This window comes from Pseudonocardia broussonetiae, assembly GCF_013155125.1.
Taxonomy (GTDB): Bacteria; Actinomycetota; Actinomycetes; order Mycobacteriales; family Pseudonocardiaceae; genus Pseudonocardia; species Pseudonocardia broussonetiae.
This window is the reverse complement of record NZ_CP053564.1, coordinates 1428325-1443694: the sequence shown is the minus strand read 5'-3', so window position 1 is coordinate 1443694 and position 15370 is coordinate 1428325. Positions and strand designations below refer to the sequence as shown.

The following is a 15370-nucleotide window of genomic DNA, read 5'->3' as shown; positions in this document are numbered from 1 at the left end:
GTTGCGTGAACGTGGCTTTCCTGCAATGTGGAGGGAGGGAGGGAGGGAGGGGGGCGGGCGTCAGACCGGCAGGCGGCGGAACAGCGGACGCGGGACGTGGCGCAGCGCGCTCATCACGAACCGCAGGGGCCCGGGGGCCCACACGAGCTCCCGCCGGTTGCGCACCGCGTCGACGACGATCGCCGCGACGGCCTCGGGCGTGGTCGACAGCGGCGCGGGCTTGAGGCCCTCGGTCATCCGCGTGTGCACGAAGCCGGGACGCACCACGGTGACGTGGACGCCCTCGGGCCGCAGCGCCTCGGTCAGCCCCGAGTAGAACGCGTCCATGCCGGCCTTGGTGGAGCCGTAGACGAAGTTGGAGCGCCGCGCGCGCTCCCCGGCCACCGACGAGAACGCGACGAGCGAGCCGAAGCCCTGCTCGGAGAGCTTCTTCCCGAGCGCGACGCCGACGGCCACCGCGGCCGTGTAGTTGACCTGCGCGAGCTCGACGGCGGCGTCGACGTCGGTCCAGGCCTGCTCGTTGTCGCCGAGCAGCCCGAACGCGACGAGCGCGACGTCGATGTCGCCGTGGGCGAACGCGGAGCGCACGACGTCGGAGTGGGTCTCGACCGCGCGGGCGTCGAACTCGACCGTCTCCACCGCGCAGCCGAGCTTCTCCAGCCGCACCTTCGCGACGTCGAGGCGCTCGGAGGCGCGGGCGGCGAGGACGACCCGCAGCGGCCGGTCGGTGGCGAACGCCTCGACCACGGCCAGCCCGATCTCCGAGGTGCCGCCCATCAGCAGGACGGACTGCGGGTTCCCGACAGCGTCGATCATTTCGCTCCGCTCAGAGGATCGATCACGAGGTCAGCTCCAGTCGTCGGGACATGTCGGACGTGAACACGCCCGTGGGATCGGCAGCGTCCCGGACCTTGCGCCACTCGTCCAGCCGCGGGTAGCCGCGCCGGATCGCCTCGGGCGTGGTGCGCGACTCCTTGGCCAGGTAGTGGCGGCCACCGGCGTCGAGGACGAGCTCGTCGAGGGCGTCGCAGAGCGGGCCCAGGCCGCCGCCGACGGGGATGTCGACGCACAGCGTCCACCCCGGCTTCGGGAACGACAGCGGCGCGCGGTTGCCCTCGCCGAAGCGCTTGAGGACGTTGAGCGCGGACACCTGCTTCGCCCGCACCATCTCCTCCAGCACGCTGCGCACGACGTCGCCGCGCTCCAGCGGCACGACGAACTGGTACTGCAGGAAGCCGCGCGGGCCGTAGCCGCGGTTCCACTCGCCGATGATGTCGAGCGGGTGCAGGAACTGCGTGATGTTCTGGATCGCGCCGAGCTTGGTGGGCGACTTGCGGTACCAGACCTCGCTGAACAGCCTGCCCGTGGCGCGGTTGAGCAGCCCGGGCGGGAAGACGTCGGGCACGGTGAGCAGTTGCGGGGCGTCGAAGCGCAGCGGGTGGCGGCGCAGCTTCGGCGGCAGGTCGTCGAGCGTGGCGTGGTTGGCGCGCATCAGCAGGCCGCGACCCATGTGCGGGCCGGTGGTCACGGCGTCGAACCAGGACACCGTCTCGGCGTACTCCTCGTCGCCGACGGACTGGCGGGCCATGAGGTCGTCGAGGTTGTCGATCTGCTCGGTGTCGACCCGGAAGTACGCGGTCTCGACGTGGTGCAGCACCAGCACGGCCTTCACGACGACGCCGGTCAGCCCCATGCCGCCGACGGTGGCCCAGAACAGCTCGTCGTCGGGGGTGAGGGTGTGCGCGCGGCCGTCGGCGGTGACGAGGTCGAGCGACTCGACGTGGTTCCCGAAGCTGCCGACGACGTGGTGGGCCTTGCCGTGGATGTCGGCGCCGATCGCGCCGCCGACGGTGACCTGGCGGGTGCCCGGGAGCACCGGCAGCCACAGCCCGAACGGCAGCGCGGCGCGCATCAGCGTGTCGAGGCTGACCCCGGCGTCGACGACGACGCGCCCGGATTCCGCGTCGACGGAGTGGATGCGGTCCAGGCCGGTCATGTCCAGCACCGTGCCGCCCGCGTTCTGCGCCGGGTCACCGTAGGAGCGGCCCAGGCCGCGCGCGATGACCCCGCGGGGACCGGCGGCGGCGAGCGCCCCGGTGAGGTCGGCCGCGGAGCGCACGGGGACGACGTTCGCGCGGGTGGGCGCGGTGCGGCCCCACCCGCGAAGGCTCGTGTTCGGCATCGCGGACAGGTTACGCGGGCCGCACTATCCTCGGTCACGTGACCGTCCAGCCTCCCGACCCGCCCGGCATCCGGATCTCCGACGCCGACCGCGAGCGGGCCGCCTCGCGCCTCCACCAGGCGCTGGCCGAGGGCCGCATCACGGTGTCCGAGCTCGAGGAGCGCCTGTCGGTGGTCTACGGCGCCCGCTACGAGGCCGAGCTGCTGCCGCCGCTGGCCGACCTGCCCGGGGGTGCCGCCGTGGTGGCCGCGGCGCCGGCCGCCGTCGTGCCGTCGACGCCGTCCGGGCCGCCCGTGGTGCTGCGCGCCGGGATGTCGACGATCAAGCGCACCGGCGACTGGGACGTGCCGGCCCGCCTGCGGCTGCAGTCGAGCATGGGCACGATCGTGCTGGACTTCTGCGACACGACGATCCACCACCCCGTCGTCGAGATCGAGGTCGACGTGGGGGCCGGCAGCATCCGCCTCCTGCTCCCCGACGACGCCACCGCCAACGTCGACGACGTGGTGTCCGGCATGGGCACCGTGAAGAGCCGCGTGCCGTCGCGGCCGCGTCCCGGGGCGGTGCACTTCGTGGTGCACGGGCGCACCGGGATGGGGTCGGTGACCGTCCGCAGGCGCTACCAGGTGGGCGGCCTGAAGTTCTGAGCGCACATCACGGATCGGTCGCGACGCCCTGAGCCGCCCCCCTGATCGGGTTAGGGTCCGATCTTCGACGCCGGGGGGTGCGTGTGGGTTTCGACGAGTACGTGACGAGGAACTCGACCGAGCTCCTCTTCCGGGTGCAGCAGCACTTCCTGCTCGTCGCCTACGCCGTGGGCCTGGCCGCGCTGATCGCGGTGGCCCTGGGGGTGGTCCTGCACACCACCGGCCTGACGCCGTCGTCGTGGCGGTCGCGGTTCCGCGCCGGCAGCCGCGAGGGTGCCCTGCTGCTGTCGTCGGTGGCGCTCACGATCCCGTCGCTCGCGCTGTTCGGCGTGCTGCAGCCGCTGCTCGGGCTGGGCGCCACCCCCGCGATCGTCGCGCTGACGATCTACGGGATCTACCCGGTGCTGCGCAACGTCGTCGCCGGCCTGGGCTCGGTCGACACGGCCGTGCTGGAGGCCGCGCGGGGGATGGGCATGGGCCCGGCCCGGCGGATGGTGCGCATCCAGTTCCCGCTGGCCTGGCCGGTCGTGCTGTCCGGCATCCGGGTCGCGATGCTCATCCTGATCGGCATCGCGGTCGTCGCGGCCATCGTCAGCGGTCCCGGCCTGGGGCAGCTGCTGTTCGCCGGCCTGGCGCGGCTCGGTGCCGTCAACTCGTTCAACCAGGTGCTCGCCGGGACGTTCGGCTGCCTGCTGGTGGCGGCGGTCTACGAGATCGCGTTCGCGGTCATCGCGCGCCTGACGACCCCGAGGGGGATCCGTGGCTGAGTCCGCAGTGACGACGTCCGCAGCGAGGACGTCCGGAGCGATGATCGCGCTGGAGCACGTCAGCAAGACCTATCCCAAGCAGGCGACGCCGGCGGTCCGCGACCTCACCCTGGAGGTCCCCGACGGCGCGATCGCGATGTTCATCGGGCCCTCGGGCTGCGGCAAGACCACCACGCTGAAGATGATGAACCGGCTGATCGAGCCGACCAGCGGGCGCATCCTGCTGGCCGGCGAGGACGTCACCGACGTCGACGCCGACAGCCTGCGCCGCCGCATCGGCTACGTCATCCAGCAGGTCGGGCTGTTCCCGCACTTCACGATCGGCGAGAACATCGCGGTCGTCCCGAAGATCCTGGGCTGGGACCGCAAGCGGGTCACCGCCCGCGTCGACGAGCTGCTGCACCTCGTGGGCATGGAGCCGCGCGAGTTCCGCGACCGCTACCCCCGCCAGCTCTCGGGCGGGCAGCAGCAGCGCGTCGGGGTGGCGCGCGGGCTGGCCGCCGACCCCGCCGTCATGCTGATGGACGAGCCGTTCGGCGCCATCGACCCGATCACGCGCGACCGCCTGCAGGACGAGTTCCTCGAGCTCCAGCGCCAGATCGCCAAGACCATCTGCTTCGTCACCCACGACCTCACCGAGGCCGTGAAGCTGGGCGACCGGATCGCGGTCTTCGGGCCCGGCGGCGTGCTGGAGCAGTACGACACACCCGAGCAGGTCCTGACCAACCCGGCCAACGAGTTCGTCGCCGAGTTCGTGGGCAGCGGCGCCGCGGTGCGCCGGCTGTCGCTGCTGGAGCTGGGCCGCCTGGAGCTCGAACCGTGCGTCGCCGAGGGCGAGGCGCAGGACGGCGACGTGCCGGTCTACGCGGCCGACGCCGAGGGGCGGCCCGCGAAGTGGGTCGCGCTGCCCGGCACAGCGGCGCTGCCGCCGCTGGTCACGGTGCCGGTCACCGGCACGGTCTACGACGCCGTCGACGTCATGCTCGACGCCCCCGCGCCGCTCGTCGCCGTGGTCGACGCGGCCGGCCGCGCGCAGGGCGTCCTGCGCTGGGACGCCCTCGTCGGCGAGATGCGCACGAAGGGCCGCGGCCTGTGACGGCGCTCGCGCCCGGCGGCGTCGCGGTCACCCCGCGGGCGTCGCGCGGCCGGTTCGACCGCCGCCTCGTCGCGGTCCCGGTGATCGTCGTGGTCGGGCTGGCCGTCGTCCTCGCCTACCTCTCGACGCAGACGCTCGACACCGTGGAGCAGCGGGCGCTCGCGCCGCAGGTCGTGCTCGACCGCCTCGGCGAGCACCTGTTCCTCATGGCCGTCTCCACCGTGCTGGTGATCGTCCTGGCCATCCCGCTCGGGATCCTCGTCAGCCGCCCGGCGCTGCGCCGGGTGCGCCCCGGGCTGCTCGCGTTCGGCGGGTTCATGCAGGCGCTGCCGCCGTTCGGGCTGATCATCCTGCTGGCGTTCACCCCGCTCGGCTTCGGGCAGCCGACGGCGATCGTCGCGCTGGTGATCGCCTCCTTCCTGCCCGTGCTCACCAACACCGTCGTCGGGCTGGGGCAGGTCGACCCGGCCCTGATCGAGGCGTCGCGCGGGATCGGCATGTCCGCGCGCCAGACGCTGCAGCGGATCGAGCTGCCGCTGGCCGTCCCCGTGATGCTCGCCGGGGTCCGGGTGGCGCTGGTGCTCAACGTCGGCACGGCCACGCTCGCCACGTTCATCGGCGCGGGCGGGCTCGGCAACATCATCGACGGCATGCTGCGCCTCGCCCGCCCCAACGGCACCCTGCTCGCCGCCGCGCTCGTGGCCGCGCTCGCGCTGCTCGTCGACTGGCTCGCGAGCCTGGCCGAGTACGCCGTGGCGCGCCGCGGCTCCTGACCACCCACCGCCGCCCGCTGCGGGCGGCACCCACCGATCGAGGAGGACCCACGTGAGCTGGACGAGGACGGGACGCGGACGAGCGGCGACAGCGGCGGTGACGGCCCTCGCGGCGGTCGCGCTGGCGGGCTGCGGCGGTCTGGAGGCCTCCGGGCCGGCGGCGGCGGGCGGCGGTCTGTCGGAGGGCGTGTCGCTGGAGGGCCAGACCTACGCCGTGGGCGGCAAGGACTTCGACGAGCAGCTGATCCTCTGCCAGGTGGCCGTGGCCGCGCTGGAGTCGGTGCAGGCCACCGTCACCGACCGCTGCAACACCGGCGGCACGCAGGCCGCCCGCGACGCACTGCTCGCCGGCGACATCGACCTGTACTGGGACTACAACGGCACCGGCTGGATCACCTTCCTCGGTGAGACCACGCCGATCGCCGACGAGCAGGAGCAGTACGTCGCCGTCCGCGACCGCGACCTCGCCGAGAACGACATCCACTGGATCGGCCGCACGCCCTTCAACAACACCTACGCCTTCGCGGTGAAGGAGGAGAAGGCCGCCGAGCTGAACCTCACCACGCTCTCGGACATGGGCGCCTACATCAGCTCCGGCCAGCCGGGCACCACCTGCATCGAGACCGAGTACTCCAGCCGCGACGACGGCATGGCGGGGCTGCAGTCGACCTACGGCTTCCAGGTGCAGCCGCAGATCCTGCAGACCGGCGCGATCTACCAGGCCACCGCCGACGGCGACTGCCTGTTCGGGCTCGTGTTCACCACCGACGGCCGCATCCCGGAGCTGGGCCTGCGGGTGCTGGAGGACGACAAGAAGTACCACCCGAACTACAACGCGTCGGTGACCGTGCGCGGCGAGGCCTACGACCGCAACCCGGCCATCGCGCAGGTCTTCGAGCCGATCACGGCCGCGCTGGACAACGCGACCATGGCCGAGCTCAACAAGCAGGTCTCGGCCGACGGCCTCGCCCCGCGCGAGGTGGCCCGCACCTGGCTCACCGAGCAGGGGTTCATCGGCGGGGCCTGAGGCTCCCGCTACCCTTCCCGGCGTGACGACGACCGACGCCCCCATGGGCCTGCGCGGGCAGCTGGCCCGGTTCGTGGGCGTCGGCGTCGTCTCGGCGCTGGTCGACTTCGGCGTCTACCACCTGCTGCTGCAGCTCGGCGTCGTCGCGCCGGTGGCGAAGGGCGTCTCGTTCGTCCTGGGCACCACCACGGCCTACCTGCTCAACCGCCGCTTCACGTTCACGCAGGCCGGCGGCGGGAAGGGCCGGTTCGCCGGGTTCGTGCTGCTCTACGGCACGACGTTCGCGCTGAACGTCGGCGTCAACACCCTGGCCCTGGCGCTCCTGCCGGCGATGCCGCTGCGCACCAGCGTGGCGTGGGTGCTGGCGCAGGGCGTGGCGACGGTCGTCAACTTCGTCATGCTGCGCACGGTCGTGTTCCGGGCCCGCTAGCCCCGGCTACTCGCACTTGCGGTCCACGGCCACCAGCTCACCGGTGGGCTCGAACCCCTCGACGCGGTTGCCCTCGATGACGTTGCCGCAGCCCGAGGTCTCGGGCTCGGTGATGACGTGGGTCTCGATGATGTTGCCCAGCGCGTCGCTCTGCCCGGTCGTGGTGTTGTCGACGACCAGCGCGTCGAACCCCTTCACGTCCACCACCGAGTCGGCGTAGTTCTCGCCGCTGATCGCCGAGCCGTCGAAGGCGTTGCGGGCGACGACGGTGCCGCCGGTCTCCTCCTTGATGTCGACGTTCTCCGCGGTGATCCGCTGGAAGACGTTCTCCAGGACGCGGTTGTCCATCGACAGGTCCGGGCCGCCGTCGAGCCCGTACTTGCGCCAGTTGCTCTTCGCGCTGCCGACGTAGACGCCCTCGCCGTACTGCGGCTGCTCCAGCCCGGTGTCGTGCACGAGCGAGCGCTGGATGACGTTGCCCGACGACGACGAGCGGAAGTGCACGGCCTCGTCGCCGGTCTCCCCGACGCTGAGCGAGTCGAGCACGTTCTCGCCGCCGCCGTCGACGACGATCCCCTTGCCGCCGCCGGTGACCGAGAACCCGACGAGCTGCCAGTGGCTCGCCTCCTGCAGGTGCACCGCGTACCCGCCGTCGGCGGCGATCACGGCCTCGCGCGGGCCGGTCAGGGTGATCGGGGCGTCGGGCGTGCCGGAGGTGGTGACCTCGATCGCCTCGTAGGTGCCCGGCGCGAGCCGGATGACGTCTCCCGGGGCGGCGTCCCGCAGCGCCTGCTCCAGGGCCTCGTCGTCGGCCACGGCGACGGCGCGACTGCCCGTGGCGAGGTCGGCGAGCTCGGTGCCGGGGGTGACGGGCGCCGCGGGAGGCTGCGACTGCCCCCGTTGCGAGGACCCCGGCGGCCCGTCGTCCTGCTGCTGCTGCACCACCCGCACCGGGGCGGCCTCGGCCACCGCGAGCTGTGCGGCGGCCACCGTGAGCACGGCGACGGCCGCCACCACCCCCGCGCACGTCGTGGCCGTCCGGGACACCGATCCGGTTCGCATGTGACCCATGGTGCATCTGGGGCGGCCGCCGAGGGCACCCAGCGGCCGGTCCACCCCCCGATCAGGGGGCGGATCGGCACCGTCCGTGAACGGTCAGCCCCGGCCGAGCCCGATCCAGGTGAAGCCGGCGCGGCGCAGGATGTCGGCGTCGAGCAGGTTGCGGGCGTCGACGACCATCGACACGGCCGCGACGCCGCCGAGCGCGTTCCAGTCCAGGGTCCGGAACTGCGGCCAGTCGGTGAGCACCACGAGGGCGGCGGCACCCTTGGCCGCGGCCAGCGGGTCGTCGACGACCTCCACGTCGTCGGTGACGCCGGGGACGCCCACCGCGTGCGCCGGGTCGTAGGCGGTGAGGACCGCGCCCTCGGCGCGCAGCAGGGCGGCGACGGCGAGTGCGGGGGAGTCGCGCAGGTCGTCGGTGCCGGCCTTGAACGTCAACCCCAGCAGCCCGATGCGGACCCCGTCGAGCGAGCTGCCGACGGCCGCCCGCACCTTGTCGACGACGAGCGCGCGCGTGGCGGCGTTGACGTTGAGGCTGGCCCGCACGAGCTCGAAGTCCATGCCCGCCGCGTCGGCGATCTGCAGCAGCGCGTTGGTGTCCTTCGGGAAGCACGACCCGCCCCAGCCCGGGCCGGGCGACAGGAACGTCTGCCCGATGCGCCTGTCGTAGCCCATGCCCTCGGTGACCTCGAGGACGTCGGCGCCCAGGCGCTCGCACAGGTCGGCGAGGGAGTTGACGTAGGACAGCTTCATCGCGAGGAAGCAGTTGGCCGCGTACTTGACCATCTCCGCGCTCGCCGCGTCGGTGAGCTGGGTCGGCGCGCCGAGCCGCGAGTACAGCGCGGCCACGCGCTCGGCGGCCTCCTGCGAGTCGCTGCCGACGACGATGCGGTCGGGGTTGAGGAAGTCGTGCACCGCGCTGCCCTCGCGCAGGAACTCCGGGTTGGAGACGACGGCGACGTCGGTGCGCCCGAGCATCTCCCGCGTGGTGGCCGCCGTGCCGACCGGCACCGTCGACTTGTTCACCACGACGCAGCCCGGCGCCAGCAGCGCGCCCACCTCGTCGGTGACGGCCTGCACCGCGGCCAGGTCGGCCGCGCCGCCCTCGCCCATCGGCGTCGGCACGCACAGGAAGACGATCTCGGCGCCCGCCTCGCGCGTGACGGCGGCGGTGGCCCCGAGGACGAACGCGAGCCGGCCCGCGGCCATCCCCTCCGCGACGAGCTCGGGGAGGCCGGGCTCGAGGATGTCGACCTCGCCGGCGCGCAGCCGGGCGACCTTGGCCTCGTCGATGTCGGCGCAGACGACGTGGTGGCCCAGGGACGCGAGGCACGCGCCCGTCGTCAGGCCGACGTACCCGGTGCCGATCACGGCGATCCGTCGTGCGAACACGTGTGCTCCCTCAGGGGTCAGGTAGAGCCGGTGATCAGGTGCAGCCGGTGGTCAGGTGCAGCCGTTGCGCGTGAGGCCCAGGCCGGCCCCGACGGCGGTGTTGTCGCAGGAGACGCGGTTGCGCTCGTCGTTGCGGGTCACGTCGATCGCGTAGCCGTCGGCGTTGACGGTGGAGGAGTTCCCGGTGAAGACGTTGTCCAGTCCCCACCCGTCGAGGACCTCGATCACCCGGAACCCGTGTTCAGGACTGTCGATACCGGTGTTGCCGGTGATCGTCCAGGCGTTGCCCTTGACGTTCACCCAGGCATCAGCTGCCGTCATCCCGGCACCGTCGAACCGGTTACCCCGGACCATCCCGCCGGTGGTGCCCTCCTTGACGTCCACCGACTCCGCCGTCGTCCGGGAGACGGTGGTGCCCTCGACGGTGTTGCGGTCGCTGCGGTCGGGACCGCAGCCCGTCAGCTCGCACCAGTTGCTCTCGGCGCTGCCGACGTAGACGCCCTCGCCGAACTCGGCGCGGCGCAGCCCGGTGTCGCGGATGGTCAGCCCGCGCACGACGTTGTCGCTGCTGGCGCGGCGCAGGTGCACGGCCTCGTCGCCGGTGCCCTGGACGAGCAGGCCCTCGAGCAGCACGCGCTGCGAGGCGTCGAGCATGACGCCCTTCTGCCCGCCGCGGACGGTGAAGCCGCGCACCTGCCAGTGGGCGACGCCGTCGAGGTGCAGGGTGTAGCCGGCGTCGACCGGGCCGCCGTCGAGCACCGCGTCGGGCGGGCCGCACAGCGTGATCGGCGCGTCGGCGGTGCCGGGGGTGCGCGCGACGAACGAGCCGCGGTAGGTGCCGGGGGCCAGCGCGATCACCGCGCCCGGCGCGGCCCCGGCGAGGGCCTCGGTGAGCTGGTCGGCGTCGGCGACCGGGACGCCCGCGCACCCGGCGGTGGGGGTGGTCGGCGGCGGGGCGGTGACCGGCCCCGGGGCCGGGGCGCCGCACGCCGCCAGGACGGCCAGGGCGAGGACCGCCACGGCGGCCCGCACCCTCACGTCGCCGGCCCGTCGCCGGAGACGACCGTGACGCGCGTGCCGTCGGCGACCGGGCGGTGCGGCGGCACCGGCGGGTGCCCCGGGCGCGAGGTCGTCCGCCCGGCGGCGATGGCGCGGGCCAGCGCGATCCGGTCGACGGGGTCGAGCGCGGCGGTGACCAGCGGCGCGGGGCTCAGCAGCGGGTTGCGGGGCCGCGCGGTGGCCGCGATCCGCGCCCGGACGCGCGCCCGGACCTGCGCCGCGACCGGCACCAGCAGGATGAGCAGCCAGAGCAGGACCAGCGGGTGATCGGCGACGTAGGACGCCCAGTAGGCGACGTCGTCGCGGTCGACGGTCCACCGGGCGTCGTCGTTGCCGGTGAGGGTGACGTTGGAGCCGACGCCGACGCGGTGCACGTCGATCGCGGCCGGCCCGCGCCCGGCGAGGCGGTTGGCCTCCACCGCGGTGCCGTCGACGGCCCCGACGAGCGAGACGCCGTACCGCCCGGCCCCCTCGACGGCGGTGTCGCGGACCGTGGCGGCGGCGTCGGAGACCTGCACGGCGACCGCCGCCGACGTCACGGTGTTGGCGGTGAGCCGCGCGCCGGTGACGCCGTCGCGGACCGCGATGCCGAAGCCCTCGGCGTCGACGGTGTTGCCGATCAGCTCGGGGGCCTCGGCGGCGCCGCGGACGACGATGCCGTCCGGGCTGCCGGCGACGGTGTTGCCGCGCAGCACCAGCGCCGCGGTGCCCGCGGCCAGGATGCCGACCTCGCCGTTGCCGGTGGCCGCCGAGCGCTCGACGGTGAACCCGCGGCCCGGGGCGGTGCTCGCCCCGCTCGCCGACGCGGTCGCGGCGGGCGCCGCGCCGTCGATGCGGATGCCGGCGCCCCCGTTGCCCTCGGCGGTGACGCCGGACAGCAGGATCCGCTCGGTCCCCGACGACACCGCCACGCCGTGGCGGGCGTTGCCGCTGGTCGCGAGCTCGCGAACGGAGACGCCCGACGACTCGCGGTGCACCAGCAGGCCGTCGGCCGCGTTGTCGCGCACCGCGCCGCCGTTGACGGCCAGGCCCTCGACGCGGCTGGTGAACATGCCGTAGTGGCTGCGCCCGACGACGACGGCGGTGGCCGAGCCGCGGCCGGGCTCGCCCGCGCTGCCGGTCCACGCGACGCCGCCGGTGCGCCCGCTCCAGAAGCCGAGGTCGGAGGCGTCGACGTGGGAGAGGTCCATCCGGCCGCCGACGCTGCGGACGTAGGAGCGGCCGTCGCCGAGCGCGGTGTCGACGGCGCCCGCGGCCGGGTCCCAGCTCGTGACCCGCAGCGGCGCGCCGGGCGCCCCGCCCATCGTCAGCGTGCCGCGGAAGACCACGAGCGCGGCGAAGCCGGCGGTGCCGCTGACCAGCCGCAGCGTCTTCCCCGGTGCCTGGAGGTCCAGGACGGCGCCGCGGCCGACGAGGACCGACCGGGTCAGCATCCAGTCGCCGCCGCCGAGGCGGGCGGCGGCGTCGAGGCGCTCCAGGGCGGCCAGGTCGTAGGGCCGCTCGCGGGCGGTGAGCACGACCGTCGGCACGATCGAGGGCGCGACGGCGGGCACCTCGTAGGGCGTCCGGGTGCCGGGGGAGTCGCCGACGGTGGCGAACACGCGGTCGTCCTCGGCGGTGACGATGCGGGCCTGCGCGTCGCCCGAGGGGTCGACGACGGGCGCGGTGGCGTCCTCCGACCCGTCGACCTCCGCGACCGCGGGCACCGCCGTGCGGGCCGGGACGTCGGTCGGGCCGTCGAGCACGACGGTGCCGACGATCCCCGCCACCGCGACGACGACGGTCAGCACCGTCAGCAGCGAGCGCCTCCGGCGGCCGGGCAGGCCGTCCGGGGGTGCGATGGACGTGGGCGTCTCAGGCTCCGGCACGTGCGTCCCCCGTCGTCAGGCTGGCCTCGTCCTGGCCCTCGCCGCCGATGCGGTCGGCGTGCCGGGTCAGCCAGCCCTGCTTGTTCATGGTCACGAACGCCCACGTCTTGATCGGCAGCGCCACCAGCACGATCACGAGCGTGACCAGCGGGAGGATCACCAGATCGGCCGGCTTGCGGCGCAGGTGGGAGTACGAGCGGATGGCGCGGCCGACGAACAGCCAGGTGATCCCGAGCGCGACGGCGAGGTCGCGCTGCGGGCTGGTGAAGGCGGCGGCGACGTAGTAGACGGTGGCGAACATCGTCACCGGGGTGAACAGGATCTGGAACACCGTGAGCTGGCTGATCAGCGGCTGGCGCCAGAGCCAGCCCTGGTAGACGGCGGTGAGGTAGCAGCGGTAGGAGTTGCGGCTCCAGCGCACGCGCTGCTTGCAGAACGCCCTGAAGGTCGCGGGGAACATCGACAGCGCCCGCGCCGAGTCCTGGTGCTCGGTGCGGTAGCCCTGGGCCAGCACGAGCCAGGTCAGGCGCCCGTCGTCACCGGCGACGCAGCGGCGGCCCAGGAAGAACTCGTGCTCGACGTTCGCGAGCACGGGCATCACCGCGGAGCGCCGGTAGGCGGCGGTGCGCCCGGAGAGGCAGACGACCCCGCCGCGGCGCGCGGTGGCCGGCACGTAGTCGAGGTAGCGCAGGTCGATGATCCAGTCGGCCACGCGGCGCCAGATCGAGCTGTGCGGCTCGAACACGTTCTGCCGGGTGCCGACGGCGCCGACGGCCGGGTCGACGAAGGGCATCTGCACGGCGTCGAGGAGGCCGGGCTCCCACGCGGTGTCGGAGTCGGTGAGCACCAGCACCTCGGACCGGGCCGCGCGGATGCCCACGCCCAGGGCCGAGCGCTTGCCCTCGTGCCGGAACATCATCACGTGGATGCGCGGGTCGTGGCGCGCGGTCAGCCGGTCGCGGGCCTCGGTGTCGGCCACGTCGAGTACGACGACGACCTCGTCGGGTCCCTGGTCGAGCCAGGTGTCGAGGCAGCGCTCCAGGACGTCGGGGTCCTCGTGGAACGAGGGCACCACGACCGAGGTGGTCGTCCGGAAGTCGTTGACGAGCGGCCGGTAGCGCGCCGACAGCAGCTTGCGGACGAGCCAGACCGTCCAGGAGATCGCGCCGATGACACCGATTGGAAGGAACAGCTCCCAGTGCTCGACGAGCGACCAGCGCTCGGTCATGATCCGCACCCCGTGGAGGTGCGGATCCCGACGGTGGTGGAACCGCCACCCGGTATCGCCGTGGTCGCCACGATGGGTTCAACAGGTGCGGTCCCGGCCGAGGTGCGGAATGACACTCCACCGTGTGGCCGCCACCGCTGCGACTACATGGAGTAACGCGATCAGGCGCGGTGGAAGCGCTCCGCGCGGCCCTGACGGATCAGTCGCAGCCAGGTGGCGAACTCGCGCGGGTTGCGCCGCGTGACGAGGAAGTACCAGGCGAAGCGCGGCAGCTCCAGCAGGCCGACGCGGCGCATGCCGGGCTGGGAGATGAGGTAGCCGCGGTTGCGGTAGGTGTAGTACCGCTTGACCTCGTCCTCGGGGTCGCGGGCGTGCAGCCGGCCCCCGAGCATCGGCTTGTCCTCGTGCCGCCCGGCCGGGTGCAGGTAGGCCGCGTGCAGGGCCGTGCCGAACGGCAGCCCCGAGCGGACGAGCCGGCGGTGCATCTCCACCTCGTCGCCGCGGACGAACAGGCGCAGGTCCGGCACGCCGACCACGTCGAGCGTCGACGCCCGGAACAGGGCGCCGTTGAACAGGGCGGCGATGCCGGGGAGCAGCTCGGGATCGGCGCCCTCGGCGGTGGCGAGCGCCGCGCGGGAGCTGTGCCAGGTGAGGCCGCGGCGGACGGGGAAGGCCAGGCGGTCGGGGTCGTCGAGGTCGGCGACGGTGGGGGAGACCGCGGCCAGCCCGCGCCGCTGCGCCAGGTCGAGCAGCGTGGCGAGGACGGTGTCGTCGGCCGCGCGCCCGTCGTCGTCGGCGAGCCAGACCCAGCCGGCGCCCAGGGCGAGCGCGTGCAGCATCCCGAGCGCGAAGCCGCCGGCCCCGCCGAGGTTGTTCCACGACGGCAGGTAGGTGGCGGGGATGCCGCAGGCCTCGACGACGTCGCGGGCGGGGCGGTCGGGCCCGTTGTCGACGACGACCAGGTGGTCGACGGGGCGGGTCTGCTTCCCCAGCACGGCCAGCGCCTCGGTGAGCAGCTCCGCGCGGTGGCGGGTGACGACGACGGCGACGACGGAGTCGGGGCCGAGCGGGGTCACCGGGCTTCGATCTCCGCGAGGACGTCGCGACCCTTGTAGTGGTGCAGGACGTCGCGCAGCGGGCCGTGCTCGCGGATGGTGCCGTGCTCCATCCAGATCGCGGTGCTGCACAGGTCGGCGAGGAACTCGTCGGAGTGGCTCGCGAACACGAGCATCCCGGAGCGCTCGACGAGCTCCTTGAGGCGGTCGCGCGCCTTCGCCAGGAACTCGGAGTCGACGGCGCCGATGCCCTCGTCGAGCAGCAGGATCTCGGGGTCGACGCTGGTGACGACGCCGAGCGCGAGGCGCACGCGCATGCCGGTGGAGTAGGTGCGCAGCGGCATGTCGAGGTAGTCGCCGAGCTCGGTGAACGCCGCGATGTCGTCGACGCGGGAGTCCATCTCCTTGCGCGTCATCCCGAGGAACAGGCCGCGGATGAGGATGTTCTCCAGCCCGGAGATCTCCGGGTCCATGCCGACGGCGAGGTCGAACACCGGCGCCACCTTGCCGACGATCCGCGCCCGGCCGCGGGTGGGCTCGTAGATGCCCGACATGAGCCGCAGCAGCGTCGACTTGCCGGCGCCGTTGTGCCCCACCAGCGCGACGCGCTCGCCCTTGCGCAGGGACAGGGTGATGTCGTGCAGGGCCTCGATGATCGGCACCCTGCTGTCGGTGCCGATGCGGCCACCGGCCCGGCCGAGCACGGCCTTCTTCAGCGAGCGGGTCTTGGCGTCGAAGATGGGGAAGTCGACGGAGGCGTTCTGGATGTCGATGCTGACCACGG

The 15370-nt window shown here is 73.6% G+C and carries 15 protein-coding genes; 6 read left to right on the top strand and 9 right to left on the bottom strand.

The window, feature by feature from the left end; translation table 11 throughout:
• Window positions 1-60: 60 nt before the first annotated feature.
• Together HOP40_RS07200 and HOP40_RS07195 are read right to left on the bottom strand one after the other, a co-directional pair.
• Entirely contained in the window at window positions 61-816 is a 756-nt protein-coding gene (locus HOP40_RS07200; protein WP_172155880.1) for a decaprenylphospho-beta-D-erythro-pentofuranosid-2-ulose 2-reductase, read from the bottom strand.
• 22 nt (window positions 817-838) lie between these two features.
• On the bottom strand, window positions 839-2182 hold the full coding sequence (locus HOP40_RS07195; RefSeq protein ID WP_172155877.1) for a decaprenylphosphoryl-beta-D-ribose oxidase: 1344 nt from the start codon (window positions 2180-2182) through the stop codon (window positions 839-841).
• A gap of 38 nt (window positions 2183-2220) precedes the next feature.
• Between HOP40_RS07195 and HOP40_RS07190 the strand changes: the two genes are divergently transcribed.
• From HOP40_RS07190 to HOP40_RS07165, 6 genes are all read left to right on the top strand, one after another.
• A complete protein-coding gene (locus HOP40_RS07190) occupies window positions 2221-2829 on the top strand; it encodes a DUF1707 SHOCT-like domain-containing protein (RefSeq protein ID WP_172155874.1) in 609 nt (202 codons plus the stop codon).
• Window positions 2830-2930: 101 nt separating this feature from the next.
• Window positions 2931-3596 carry an ABC transporter permease gene (locus tag HOP40_RS07185; RefSeq protein ID WP_240157559.1) on the top strand — a complete coding sequence of 222 codons (666 nt, stop codon included), beginning with the start codon at window positions 2931-2933 and terminating at the stop codon, window positions 3594-3596.
• A 40-nt stretch (window positions 3597-3636) separates the two neighbouring features.
• Complete coding sequence (locus HOP40_RS07180) at window positions 3637-4692, top strand: ABC transporter ATP-binding protein (RefSeq protein WP_172168010.1); 1056 nt, start codon at window positions 3637-3639, stop codon at window positions 4690-4692.
• Window positions 4689-5465: an ABC transporter permease gene (locus HOP40_RS07175; RefSeq protein WP_172155870.1), complete on the top strand. Its 777-nt coding sequence runs from the start codon at window positions 4689-4691 to the stop codon at window positions 5463-5465. The genes HOP40_RS07180 and HOP40_RS07175 overlap by 4 nt, the downstream gene beginning before the upstream one ends.
• A gap of 52 nt (window positions 5466-5517) precedes the next feature.
• Window positions 5518-6492, top strand: coding sequence for a glycine betaine ABC transporter substrate-binding protein (locus HOP40_RS07170; RefSeq protein WP_172155868.1), 975 nt, complete (start codon window positions 5518-5520; stop codon window positions 6490-6492).
• A gap of 43 nt (window positions 6493-6535) precedes the next feature.
• Window positions 6536-6922 (top strand): GtrA family protein, encoded by a 387-nt coding sequence (locus HOP40_RS07165; protein WP_172167999.1) that lies wholly within the window; start codon window positions 6536-6538, stop codon window positions 6920-6922.
• Between the two features lie 6 nt (window positions 6923-6928).
• On the opposite strand, the gene HOP40_RS07160 is transcribed toward HOP40_RS07165, so the two are convergent.
• From HOP40_RS07160 to wzt, 7 genes are all read right to left on the bottom strand, one after another.
• On the bottom strand, window positions 6929-7984 hold the full coding sequence (locus HOP40_RS07160) for a right-handed parallel beta-helix repeat-containing protein (protein ID WP_172155866.1): 1056 nt from the start codon (window positions 7982-7984) through the stop codon (window positions 6929-6931).
• Window positions 7985-8077: 93 nt separating this feature from the next.
• A complete protein-coding gene (locus HOP40_RS07155) occupies window positions 8078-9376 on the bottom strand; it encodes a UDP-glucose dehydrogenase family protein (protein WP_172155864.1) in 1299 nt (432 codons plus the stop codon).
• 51 nt (window positions 9377-9427) lie between these two features.
• Window positions 9428-10396, bottom strand: coding sequence for a right-handed parallel beta-helix repeat-containing protein (locus HOP40_RS07150; protein ID WP_172155862.1), 969 nt, complete (start codon window positions 10394-10396; stop codon window positions 9428-9430).
• 14 nt (window positions 10397-10410) lie between these two features.
• The gene (locus HOP40_RS07145) at window positions 10411-12303 is read right to left on the bottom strand and encodes a right-handed parallel beta-helix repeat-containing protein (protein ID WP_172155860.1); all 1893 of its coding nucleotides are present in this window, start codon (window positions 12301-12303) and stop codon (window positions 10411-10413) included.
• Window positions 12290-13531 (bottom strand): glycosyltransferase, encoded by a 1242-nt coding sequence (locus HOP40_RS07140; protein WP_172155858.1) that lies wholly within the window; start codon window positions 13529-13531, stop codon window positions 12290-12292. Before HOP40_RS07140 ends, HOP40_RS07145 begins: the two co-directional genes overlap by 14 nt.
• Before the next feature lie 161 nt (window positions 13532-13692).
• Window positions 13693-14607, bottom strand: coding sequence for a galactofuranosyltransferase GlfT1 (glfT1, locus tag HOP40_RS07135; protein ID WP_172155856.1), 915 nt, complete (start codon window positions 14605-14607; stop codon window positions 13693-13695).
• Window positions 14604-15368, bottom strand: a complete 765-nt coding sequence (gene wzt, locus HOP40_RS07130) for a galactan export ABC transporter ATP-binding subunit Wzt/RfbE (protein WP_172155854.1) — start codon at window positions 15366-15368, stop codon at window positions 14604-14606. Before wzt ends, glfT1 begins: the two co-directional genes overlap by 4 nt.
• Between the last annotated feature and the right edge of the window lie 2 nt (window positions 15369-15370).